The sequence below is a fragment of the Colwellia sp. RE-S-Sl-9 genome, assembly GCF_048296855.1.
Classification (GTDB): Bacteria; Pseudomonadota; Gammaproteobacteria; order Enterobacterales; family Alteromonadaceae; genus Pseudocolwellia.
Genome location: NZ_CP182631.1, coordinates 3,981,625 through 3,993,943, shown reverse-complemented (window position 1 = coordinate 3,993,943; position 12,319 = coordinate 3,981,625). Strand labels below are relative to the sequence as shown.

The following is a 12,319-nucleotide window of genomic DNA, read 5'->3' as shown; positions in this document are numbered from 1 at the left end:
AACTAATTGCAAGCGGCAGAAAGTGCTTATTTAATGACTCAATATTTTATTAAGCTATATCTGCACTTTTTTTATAAAAATTCCCGACAACAAGGCTAGAAAAGCAGATATTAACAAGCAATAAGTTAATCCGTAAAACTGAAAAAAAACACCCGATAATACCTTATCTAATAAGCGCCCCATAGCATTAGCCATTTAATAAAAACCTACATCCATTAAAACAACATCGCAATGTTTAAAGGTGAATACCTAAGGGTATAAAAGTGCAGCACAACAAGCATGCGCAAAGCACAATCAGTTAAGGTAAAGGCCCTGTCATTAAAGGTAATTGTTTAGTTACCGTGGAAGTTGCTTAAATAGGGTTATACTCATAAGAGCTTTTATTCGCTATGTTGTTAGCGACTTATCGCTTTTAGCGACCATTAACACCAATGATGGAGACAGTTAACAACATTGCTGCTGTCTATTAGGTCTGTCACCCCAATGATTTAACTTTTCTTTTATTGATTTAATGTAGTCTTCATTATTTACGGCACATACCGCTAACGACTCTTTTTGCCATTGAGGAATATCAGAACCAATTGAATAAAAAACCCATTTGCCTTCTTTTCTATCCGTTAACAAACCATGCTTTCGTAACTGTGCCAAATGCCTAGATATTTTAGGCTGAGATAATTCCATTGCTTGCACTAACTCACACACGCAAAGTTCTGTTTCAGCTAAAGTTAATAACAAAATTTTTAATCTTGTTTCTTCCGCTAGGTTTTTAAAAAATAAAACAGGATCCATAAAACAACCTTAACATATATGATATTTCATATATGTTAAGGTTTTATAAAATAATTTACAAGATGATAAAAGTACTTCTTTCGAAAACTAATGTAATTGGACCTCTTATTCTTTATTCCAATCTACGAAGAGTTATATACTAATGCGACTAATTACCTCATAAAGCCTAACAATTAATGATCTGCGGTTTAAAAAAAGTTAACCAACGCCACTATAACGGCAGTACGCATAGTGCTATCGACGATTATGCTATTATTGAAGAGCCTTTATTGATCAGCCTGTCTTTTTTAGATAAAGAATCAAAAACATACAAAACGGTAGATCTCACCGTAATAATGAGAACTCCTGATCACGATAATACCCTGATCACAGGTTTCTTATTTAACGAACAAATTATTAAATCAATACACGATATTGTAAATATTACCCCTCCAGATGAAGCTATAACTAACAATCACCTTATTGTTAAACTTGCACCTAACGTACAACCTGATTGGCAAAAAATAACACGTTCTTTCCCTAGTCAGTCAAGTTGCGGAATTTGTGGAAAAACCTCACTTAATGGCTTAGCAATTAAAACGGATAGTGTTATCGATAACACTGACTTATGGTTAAAAAGTGATAAGATTATTGAAATAGCAAAAGCACTTAATAGTCATCAGCCGCTATTTAATTTATCTGGTGCGGTGCATGGCGCTGGCTATATTAGCAATAACCAATGGGTATGCGTTTACGAAGATGTTGGTCGTCATAATGCGGTAGATAAAGTGATTGGCGATGTGTTTCTTAAAGAAAAAATGACAACACAATCAATTTTAGTACTCAGCGGTCGAGTAAGCTTTGAATTAATACAAAAAGCCATTACTGCCGCTATTCCTGTAATAATAGCTATTGGTGCGCCTTCAAGCTTAGCCATATCGGCCGCTATTCAGTTCAATATTACTTTAATTGGTTTTACTAAAAATAATAAATTTAACGTATATCATGGCAATCATCGCATTGATTATAATTACCATAACGCATAACAAGTAGGTTATAAAATGTCAGTAAAAAATTATAAGGGTCACGCGGGTGGCTGGGGTGCATTAAAAAGCACAGCAACTCACTTATTTAAAAGTGACAATATTGCTAAAAACATTAAAAACCTACTTAAAACAAATCAAGATCATGGGTTTGACTGCCCCGGTTGTGCGTGGGGTGAAAAAGACGAACCGGGTCGATTCCGCTTTTGTGAAAATGGCGCAAAAGCTGTTAACTGGGAAGCAACCTCACGCCGCATTGGCGAAGCATTTTTTAAAGAACATTCAGTTAGCTGGTTACAAAAACAAACGGGCTACTTTTTAGAATACCAAGGTCGCTTAGCTGAACCGCTTATTTATAATAGAACAACCGATCATTACGAACCATTATCTTGGGACAAGGCCTTTGCCATTATTGCTCAACAACTTAATGCGTTAGAAAGCCCCAACCAAGCAGAATTTTATACTTCAGGCCGCGCCAGCAACGAGGCTGCTTTTTTATATCAACTTTTCGTTCGAAAATTTGGCACTAACAACTTTCCCGATTGTTCAAACATGTGTCACGAAGCCAGCGGCGTTGCCCTTAAACAATCAATAGGTATTGGTAAAGGCACCATAAAAATTGATGATTTTGAAAAAGCCGATGCTATTTTTGTCTTTGGGCAAAATCCCGGAACAAATCACCCAAGAATGCTTGATTCATTAAGCCATGCCTCTCGCCGAGGAGCTAGCATAGTGACTTTCAACCCATTAAAGGAAAGAGGCTTAGAGCGATTTGCTAATCCTCAATCTCCGGTTGAAATGCTATCAGGCGGCGCAACTCAAATTTCACAGCATTATTTCACCCCTAATTTAGGTGGTGATATGGCGTGTGTTCGAGGCATGGTTAAAGTGTTACTTGAACAACACAAGGCCGCACAAAAAGATAATAAAAGTGTTTTCGATCTTGAGTTTATAAACGAACACACACAAGGGTTAGATGATTACTTACAAACGGTAGAAGCAACAACATGGGAACATATTACCCAGCAGTCAGGCCTAAGTATTGAAGAATTAACGCAAGCAGCAAGCATTTACCAAAAAGCCAAAAGCGTTATTATTACGTGGGCGATGGGAATTACCCAGCACAAACATTCCGTTGCTACTATTCAAGAGATCACCAACTTACAATTACTGTTTGGCAACATAGGTAAACCCGGTGCAGGGCTTTGTCCTGTTAGAGGTCATTCAAATGTTCAAGGTGACCGAACCATGGGCATTAATGAGAAACCTGATGCTAAGTTTTTAGATAATTTGTCTCGAGTGTTTTCATTCACTCCACCTAAAGAAAATGGTCATAATGTTGTTGAGGCGATTGAAGCTATGCTTTCAGGCGAGAGCAAGGTGTTCACAGCCTTAGGAGGTAATTTTGTTTCTGCAACCCCCGATACTGAATTTACACAACAAGCTTTAACACGCTGTAAACTTACCGTAAATATTGCTACTAAATTGAATCAAACTCACCTCTTTCCTGGTGAAATTTCAATTATATTACCCTGTTTAGGTCGTACCGATATTGACGTACAAGCCACTGGCGAACAGTCAGTTACTGTAGAAGACTCATTCTCTATGGTGCACAAATCAAAAGGTGTCGTAAAATCAGACAGCAGTAACATGCGTTCAGAACCAGCAATTATTGCTGGCATTGCTCACGCAACATTAGGCGATACCCCTGTAAAATGGTTAGAACTAGCTAACAATTACGATTTAATTCGCGACTATATTGGGCAAACCTTGCCTGAGTTTAATCAAATGAATGAAAGACTCGCTCAACCGGGTGGCTTTTATTTAGGTAATAGCGCAGCGGAATTCACATGGAATACTGCAACTAAAAAAGCTCAAATTAGTACGAATCAACTACCTGATGACATTGTACCCGCATCGATTAGAGCATTAACAAAAAATCGCGTTTTTGTTCTACAAACCTTACGTTCTCACGATCAATACAACACCACCATTTACGGCTTTGAAGACCGCTACCGTGGTATTAGTGGCGAACGCGATATTATTTTTATGAACCCAAGCGACATAGCTGACTTAGGCTTAAAAAATGAAGACTTAGTTGATGTAGAAAGCTTATGGCCAGATGATATTGAACGCAAAATTTATAGTTTTAAGTTAGTCAGTTACGACATACCAGCAGGTAACATTGCCGCCTATTTCCCTGAAGCTAACCCTTTAGTGGCATTAAAAAGTGTAGGGGATGAAAGCGATACGCCTACGTCAAAGTCTATTGCGGTTATCATTAAAAAAGCGGAAGTATCTGATAGAATTATTTAAGAAAAAAGGATAATGATGTATTTACATCATTATCCTTTAGAGGCCAAATGAATCACAATCATTTATTGATCATGTTTATAGGTTAAAACCATTAAATATTTGATAATTCACTTTCGTATCAAACAGTTCAATTAATTAAACGGTTATTAAGTTAGCCTCAAAAAAATATTATTGAATTAATGACCAAATTCAATAATTCCCCATACTTCAAGATTATTAACCGTTACAGCAGCATCACCATTGCCGTTCGTAGAAACGGTAAGATTAGTACTAGTACCGTTCGGTAAATGCAATGTTGCGGAAGTTACATCTTCAGGGAAGTACCCCTGAGGAATAGCCACCTCAACACCATTAAGTGTTGGTGTTACTCCTCCAGCAAACGGACGGTTTACCAAGTGCACAACATACGGCGCATTCTCGTTTGTTTCATGAATACGAGATACGGCTGATACTGTTTCGTTAGCAAGTGTTCCATTAATACTCACATTAATATCTATCCCTGCAATAGTGCCACGTTGACCAATATGTCTAACTTTACTGCCTTGCTGATCTAATATAGCTTTTTGCTCAACCGTTAAATAGCTAAGGTCACCGTCGTAGAAAATATGATCAAATTTATCAAAGTCTTCAGAACGTGGGACAACCGGATGTCCTTCATCACCAAACACCAGCATATCGAAGTTAATATTATCAAGCGTTAGAAGTTTCACACTTGATTGAACTTGATTTCCACCGTCAATAAAACCTGCTTTCATTGAAGAGTACATAGCATGCACTAAACCAACTTTCGAATACGAGGTGTAGTTATTAAACAAGTTCTCTTGTGCACGAACGAATTGATAGATATCACGGTAGTTATCTGCACCTGGCGACCAAGTGAATACATCACCACCTACCCAAACGTTTGCAGGAATAGAGAATATACCACCATAAGCATACGCCTGAGCAACCCAACCACGGCCGAAACGAGGAGAATTTGTAAGACGAAGTTCATCGAACTCCCAAGGATATGGAAAATAAGCCAGTGTTTTACCAACCGCTTGTGCACCTTTTAAGTGAACAAGAATATTAGTTGGTAATTCAGCAATCGTTGTTCTTGCACCTAAATTCAACTCGCCCGATAAGAAAGTAATGTTCTCGTTGAATATATAGCCACGTGATTCGAACAAATGCGTACTTGCACCAATTTCAATATTAGGACGTTGCACACGAATGTAATCTAATACTTCAGCAAATTTTTGATTCCATACATCACGGTTGAAGTAAATGAAATCTTCAAGCATTGGCACATCACCAGAAATAGTATCAGCTGCCTGTGTAAATGAAGTATGTGTAACACCTTGCGCTAACAAGAAATCTCGATAGTTAAAGGTATTAATATTGTTAATACCCATAGCTGAAAGTTCAGAACTACTGTACTTCTTACCTAACCATACACGGAAGTTCTCCATAGCATAGTCGTTAAAGTCACCACCAAAAGTGCGCATATCTGTTGAACGTGTTGAGTTGGTTTGCGTATCAAACATTAAGCGGTCTGGATTCGCTTTTAATATTTGATCAACTTGAGATTTCATAAATGGTACAAACGCAGGGCTATGATTACTCAACCAATTATTGTTATAACCATCGTAACTAAGATATCCCATAAAAGTCATTCTTACATTACGATCATCAAGCGTACGAACATAGTGAGGCGATGAGTTAGTAACATATTCAGTAAACCAACGGAATCCCCAATCAAATTCACCTCGAGCTGTATATTCAATACCTATATCTTGGTAACCGCGAACCAGCTCAGTCCAATCAACAATGGTCGTTTCATCGTAAAAATTTTCCTCTGGTGGATGCCCCCAAAATGCTCCTGTGGCACCAAAGTTATCAAAACCTGCTAGCTGATTATTTTGCGGATAGGTATACCAAACATCAGACTTCAATACTTGGTTAGCCACAGGAATTTGAACTGGTTGTTTCAAGAATGGTAAGCCTAATACAGGGCCTTCGATTTCCGCTACGCTATGATCATTCGGATTGTATAAAGGCGTCGGAATTGACGTAACATTACCTACACGAACAATGCGAACATTATCACCACTCCATTGCCAATCTGAGCCACCAATAGCCTCTACACGTAAAACATGTGACCCAGCATTCTCAACAACAAACTCGCCACCATAAAGTTCAACCTCAGCAGAAACATTCCAACTTCCCGTTTCAGCAAAGTAACCCCAAGCAACTGGTGCGCTATTTAAGTCAATACGCGCCCCGTAACTACCCGCACTTAGTGCAGAGTAAGTAAAAAATGCTTTGTAAATACCAGCTTGATCAAAAGTAACATTGTAATCACCGTAGTCACCATTAGTAACCCAGTTAACACCTGTCGCAGTTTGTCCAAAGCCTTCTACGGTATCTCCACCAACGCGACCATTTGTGCCAGTACCAGCAAAGTTTTCTAGCTGAACAATGATTTCACCCGTTCCGCCACCAGTGTCAATATCATCTGCTACTAATGAAAAAGATTCTAAATTCCACTGCCAGTTAGCACCTACGGCTTGAATACGAATAGTTGAACTACCTGCAGGTAAAGTAACGGTACTACTATGGGTTAATGGCTGAAAATCATCCCAACTCCCTAATGGCACAGCAACTGTTCCTTGGCTCACCCAAGCATTATTTGTATTCGTAAATAATTCAATGTTTGCATTAGAAGCGATACTTGTACCGACTAAATATTCAATGGTATATTCACCACCATTAGTATTAATATCATAATCGACATAATCCCCATTATTAATCCAGTTAATAGCTCCTTGGCCATTAACTGAATATATAGAGATAGGATTAGGTTGACCGTCATTGAATGTTCCCCCTGAATTGTTAAATTGTTCCGCTTGAACAACCACTGTTTCACCATAAGCTTGTGTTAAAAATGTACTAAGAGACAATGCAACACAAGCATTGAGTAGAGAACGTTGTTTTATAAATTCCATAAAAAAATCCTGTTTAAATTCATCCTGAATGCACCGCACCTTTATATTTGCAATGCCATTTTGTCTACAATTAACAATTATAAATTTATAATTAACAATAGTAGCTTATAAGAAATATAGGCGAATAAAAAACAAACACAAAGTTTTTATTAATTTTGTAGATAAAATAGGTAAAACATAAAAAAAACAAAATAAATATTTAAATCAACAATTTAAAATAAACTACATTTATAATATTTTCTTTTGTAGATTCTGACTATGTATAAGTCGATGTAGGATTTTCGTTTACCTTTTTGAAATTACCACAAAGAAAAACACGAAAAATAAAAATTAAAAACAAATACTTATATTAAAATCAATTGCGGTAATCATGACTAAGAGTACGAAGATTATAGATAGGATTATGTAAAACAATAATAAACCCGAATTCGGGATAATAAGCGAATAATATAGGTCATATTATTCGCCTAGATCTAACTATACCCGTTATCATTCAAGATGCAGGTTTCAGTGGGAACTAAAAACAATTTAGGCACAGATTTTACGTTCCAAACAAAATCTAAGGTCTACGTCCATGTAGGAACCTGACTAAAGTTAATAACGCGGCATAAATTGTTTTTAGATCCATCAAAGAAGTGCTGAGCAAAATCACTTCATCAACAATGCTTTTTATAAGGGAACGACCATTATTGCAAAGCACTGCCTTGAATTGATATCGCTCAAGCACTCTGAAATAGCCTCTTGATTGGTAACGGGTATATTTAATTAACGCTTAAAATTTACAACTCAACCAAATTACCTTTACTTTGTAGCCATTCTTTACGATCGCCACTACGCTTTTTAGAAAGCAACATATCCATCAATTCCATTGTAGTATCAAACTCATCAATAGTTAGCTGCACTAAACGGCGAGTATTAGGATCCATAGTAGTTTCACGCAGTTGAAGAGGGTTCATTTCACCCAAGCCTTTAAAGCGCTGTACGTTAACTTTTCCACGTTTTTTCTCAGCTTCTATTCGAGCAAGTATGCTGTCTTTTTCAGCTTCGTCTAGCGCATAAAATACTTCTTTACCCACATCAATTCGATATAAAGGAGGCATGGCAACATACACATGTCCGGCTTGAACTAAAGGTAAGAAATGCTGGGTAAATAAAGCACATAATAGAGTAGCAATGTGAAGTCCGTCGGAGTCGGCATCAGCTAAAATACAAATTTTACCGTAACGTAGTTCTGATAAATCTTCAGAGTCAGGATCAATACCTAAAGCGACTGAAATGTCATGTACCTCTTGCGAGGCAAGTATTTGTCCTGAATCAACTTCCCATGTATTTAGAATTTTACCTCTAAGAGGCATGATGGCTTGAATTTCACGATCTCGTGCTTGTTTTGCACTACCGCCAGCAGAGTCACCTTCCACTAAAAAAAGCTCTGTACGAGTTATATCTTGACTACCGCAATCCGTTAACTTACCCGGAAGTGCAGGCCCTTGAGTAATTTTTTTACGAATTATTTTTTTACTTGCACGTAGTCTACGCTGTGCGTTTGAAATACAAAATTCTGCTAACGATTCAGCTATTTCAGTATGTTCATTCAGCCATAAACTAAAAGAGTCTTTAACAACACCGGTAACAAATGCAGCACATTGACGAGATGATAAACGCTCTTTGGTTTGGCCTGCAAATTGTGGGTCTTGCATTTTTACTGAAAGAATATATGAACATTTGTCCCATACATCGTCTGGCGTTAATTTAACACCGCGAGGGATCAAGTTTCTAAACTCACAAAATTCTCTCATGGCTTCAAGCAACCCTTGCCTTAAACCGTTTACATGAGTACCACCTTGAACCGTTGGAATAAGGTTTACATAACTTTCGCCAACCCCTTCTCCCCCTTCAGGTAACCAAGTTACCGCCCAATCGGCAGCCTCTTGTTGCGAGGTAAAAGTACCAACAAAAGGTTCTTTAGGTAAAGATTCGTAATCTTTTACTGAATCTTTTAGATAATCAACTAAACCGTCTGCATAGCACCATTCATATTTATCATCTTCATTTTTGTCATGAAATTTAATGGTTAAGCCTGGGCACAATACAGCTTTGGCTTTTAATAGATGTGCTAAACGGCGTGCTGAAAACTTAGGTGAATCAAAATAGCCAGGATCTGGCCAAAACTTAACTCGGCTTCCTGTATTTCTGCGCCCTACTGTGCCGGTTTCATGTAGCTCTTCAACTTTTTCACCGTTTTCAAAAGCCATTTCATAGACTTTACTGTCACGTCTTACCGCTACATCAACTCGTGTTGATAAAGCATTTACAACTGAAATACCTACACCGTGCAAACCACCTGAAAATTGATAGTTTTTATTAGAGAATTTACCACCCGCATGTAACTTACAAAATATAAGCTCTATGCCTGTTACACCTTCTTCGGGATGAATGTCTATCGGCATGCCTCGACCGTCATCAATAACTTCTAGCGACTGATCTTTATCTAAAATTACCGTTATGTTTTGAGCGTAGCCCGCTAAAGCTTCATCCACTGAGTTATCGATAACTTCTTGCCCTAAATGGTTAGGACGAGATGTATCGGTATACATACCAGGACGATGTCTTACTGGGTCTAAACCACTAAGAACTTCGATAGAATCAGAATTATATTGTTCGTTCATTTGAGTCATCTATTCGTTGTATTTAATAAAGAAAGTTATTTATGCTTTGTTTTAGAGCAATTTACGCTGTTAACTGAAGAAACTCTACAATTTTAGGTAGCATTTTTTCATAATTAACAAAGCTATGGTCGCCGTTTGGCTGCACAATTAAATGGCTGTCTTGAAATTTATCAACCGCTTCTTGGTAATTTAACACTTCATCCCCTGTTTGTACCATGACCATATAATTATTTTTTACGACACGGGGCTTTTCAATCGCAATTAAATCTTCAAGATAACGCTTTTCAACTCTGTAGCTTTCTTGCGTATACGGGTTTATTTGTTCGCCTTCGTAACCTGATAAGAGTTCGTAAGGTTTAATAGCAGGATTCACTAATACTGCTTTTAAATTGTAGGTTTCACTTAAATATGTAGAAAAATATCCACCTAATGAAGATCCAATTAACGCCCAATGTTCAGCAGGTGATGCTTCAAAATATTGTTCAAGCTGGTTAATAGCATCTTTAGGGTTAGTCGCTAACTGAGGACAATGAAACTTAACCTCAGGTAAATGTTCTTGTATATATTTTTGAGTTTGTTGGGCTTTTTTCGATAACGGTGATGAATTAAATCCATGGATAAAAAGTAAATTACTCATCGTGATTTCCTTGAGCTAAATCGCTTACAAAATATGTGCATGTGGTATACGTACCATCGTTACTTAATTCAAATATTCGATAGCCTGCACCTTGACCATTACATGCTGATGTATTTGCTGTTTGATCAAATTGAATAGAGGTTGCTGGACACGTATATAAGGGAATATTATATCCTGATTGTTCGGGTTGTATCGATAAGTCGTTATGTACATGTCCACACGCTATGGCTTGAATAGAAGGAAACTGTTGAATGGCATTCCAAAATTCGGTTTTGTTTTTTAAACCATGTTTATCAATAAAATAACCTACATCAAGAGGATGATGATGCATAAAAACAAGCTGTTTTTTTTCAGGGTCTATATTTTTACTTAGCTCATTTAATGTTCCTTCAGATACATAACCTGAGGGTGTTTCGCTTTTGCTATTTATTAAGAGTATCTGCCAAGCATTGTGGGTAATGATTTTTGATGAATTAAACGATTTATTTGTTAAATACTGTTCGAGTTGACGATGTTCATCATGATTACCCGCAATAAAATGAACCGGAATTTGAATATCAAGTTGCTGAAATATTTCAACAAATTGCTGATAAGAAGCATCAGTATGATCTTGTGTTAAGTCGCCAGTAAACACAATAACATCAGGTTTTTCTACACCTTGAATATGTGTTAATACATGAACTAAATGCTGATAAACATTAGCTCCGCAATGCAATGTGTTTTTATCTGCAAACAAGTGTGTATCACTAATTTGTGCAACTTTTAAGGCGTGTTTCATACTAAAAATTCGTTTCTAAACTATTTTAAATCAAGTGCCAGCTTAACTTGTCCAAGCTCGTGGCATAATTGTAACCACTCTTTCAAAAATATATTAATTTGTTGTTTTTCATCAGGTAAATGCATATTTTTATTAGGGTAGTCGTATCGAGGTTTTACTTGGCGAATATTTTGCGATGATATAACTTCTGCCATACGCGCATCGTGGTATAAACGAATAACCATTTTAGGCTGAAATAGGTGAGATAATTCTTTTCCGACTTCTACTGTATTTTGGTTAATGGTGATCAGGGTGGTATAACGCGTCACTTCATCTACCGAAACGGCATACGATAAAAAGTCTGAAATAAAAAATTCACGTTCTTGCCCTACTTCTTCTTTATCTGCTAGCAATTTAATTAACAGCATATAGTTTACATCACATAAATTGAGTAATGCGGCTAATTGCGGTTTATATTTTTTTGCTTTTACCATCATAGAGCAGACCAAGACTTTTGTAATTGTGAATAATTTAGCTGAAGCCATTGTAACCCAATTATAGTTGAAGCATTGGTAATTTTTCCTTGAGCTAATAAACTCAAAGCGTCTTCTCGCGACATAACATGCACTAAAATATCTTCGCCTTCCTCTTCTAATCCGTACACCCCACCTACTTCTGTTACATCAACTTTTGCCGCAAACATATATATGCATTCGCTTGTTCCACCAGGACTAGGGAAAAACTGATTTATTTTAATAATGTCGTCTTCTTTAATGGTTAAATTCGCTTCTTCTTTAGCTTCACGAATAGCCACATCAATGGGATGTTCGTTTTCCCCAAACATACCGGCAATAAATTCAAGTTGCCACGGTGTATCACCACTCATAGCACCTAACCTAAACTGTTCAATAATAACGACTTTGTCGGCTATAGGATCATACGGTAATAAAACAACAGCATCGCCTCTTTCAAATATTTCTCTTTTAAGGGTAATGCTTGTTCCGCCTTCATATAACGCATGGTTCACATGCACTTCATTAATAGTAAAAAAGCCTTTAAATTTTGATTCTACTTTAACTATCGTCATATCTTTATGACTAAATCTTAAAATATCTGGGTATGATTTTTTAATACTCATAGGTTTT

The 12,319-nt window shown here is 37.0% G+C and carries 9 protein-coding genes; 2 read left to right on the top strand and 7 right to left on the bottom strand.

Annotation, left to right across the window (positions count from 1 at the left end; genetic code table 11):
* Positions 1 to 444: 444 nt before the first annotated feature.
* A complete protein-coding gene (locus tag ACM9HF_RS17280; protein ID WP_473612092.1) occupies positions 445 to 789 on the bottom strand; it encodes a metalloregulator ArsR/SmtB family transcription factor in 345 nt (114 codons plus the stop codon).
* 176 nt (positions 790 to 965) lie between these two features.
* Here ACM9HF_RS17280 and fdhD point away from each other — a divergent pair, with 176 nt between their 5' ends.
* Positions 966 to 1,814 (top strand): formate dehydrogenase accessory sulfurtransferase FdhD, encoded by an 849-nt coding sequence (gene fdhD, locus ACM9HF_RS17275; RefSeq protein ID WP_473612087.1) that lies wholly within the window; start codon positions 966 to 968, stop codon positions 1,812 to 1,814.
* Between the two features lie 15 nt (positions 1,815 to 1,829).
* Positions 1,830 to 4,127 carry an FdhF/YdeP family oxidoreductase gene (locus tag ACM9HF_RS17270; RefSeq protein ID WP_473612083.1) on the top strand — a complete coding sequence of 766 codons (2,298 nt, stop codon included), beginning with the start codon at positions 1,830 to 1,832 and terminating at the stop codon, positions 4,125 to 4,127.
* Between the two features lie 176 nt (positions 4,128 to 4,303).
* On the opposite strand, the gene ACM9HF_RS17265 is transcribed toward ACM9HF_RS17270, so the two are convergent.
* The 6 genes from ACM9HF_RS17265 to ACM9HF_RS17240 form a co-directional block, all read right to left on the bottom strand.
* Entirely contained in the window at positions 4,304 to 7,114 is a 2,811-nt protein-coding gene (locus ACM9HF_RS17265; RefSeq protein ID WP_473612079.1) for a carbohydrate-binding protein, read from the bottom strand.
* A 779-nt stretch (positions 7,115 to 7,893) separates the two neighbouring features.
* Positions 7,894 to 9,780 (bottom strand): DNA topoisomerase IV subunit B, encoded by a 1,887-nt coding sequence (gene parE, locus ACM9HF_RS17260; RefSeq protein WP_473612075.1) that lies wholly within the window; start codon positions 9,778 to 9,780, stop codon positions 7,894 to 7,896.
* Between the two features lie 61 nt (positions 9,781 to 9,841).
* A complete protein-coding gene (locus ACM9HF_RS17255; RefSeq protein WP_473612071.1) occupies positions 9,842 to 10,417 on the bottom strand; it encodes a YqiA/YcfP family alpha/beta fold hydrolase in 576 nt (191 codons plus the stop codon).
* Positions 10,410 to 11,195 (bottom strand): metallophosphoesterase, encoded by a 786-nt coding sequence (locus tag ACM9HF_RS17250; protein WP_473612068.1) that lies wholly within the window; start codon positions 11,193 to 11,195, stop codon positions 10,410 to 10,412. Before ACM9HF_RS17250 ends, ACM9HF_RS17255 begins: the two co-directional genes overlap by 8 nt.
* Positions 11,196 to 11,215: 20 nt before the next feature.
* Positions 11,216 to 11,671 carry a DUF1249 domain-containing protein gene (locus ACM9HF_RS17245; RefSeq protein WP_473612065.1) on the bottom strand — a complete coding sequence of 152 codons (456 nt, stop codon included), beginning with the start codon at positions 11,669 to 11,671 and terminating at the stop codon, positions 11,216 to 11,218.
* Positions 11,668 to 12,312 carry an NUDIX domain-containing protein gene (locus ACM9HF_RS17240; protein ID WP_473612061.1) on the bottom strand — a complete coding sequence of 215 codons (645 nt, stop codon included), beginning with the start codon at positions 12,310 to 12,312 and terminating at the stop codon, positions 11,668 to 11,670. Before ACM9HF_RS17240 ends, ACM9HF_RS17245 begins: the two co-directional genes overlap by 4 nt.
* Positions 12,313 to 12,319 lie beyond the last annotated feature (7 nt).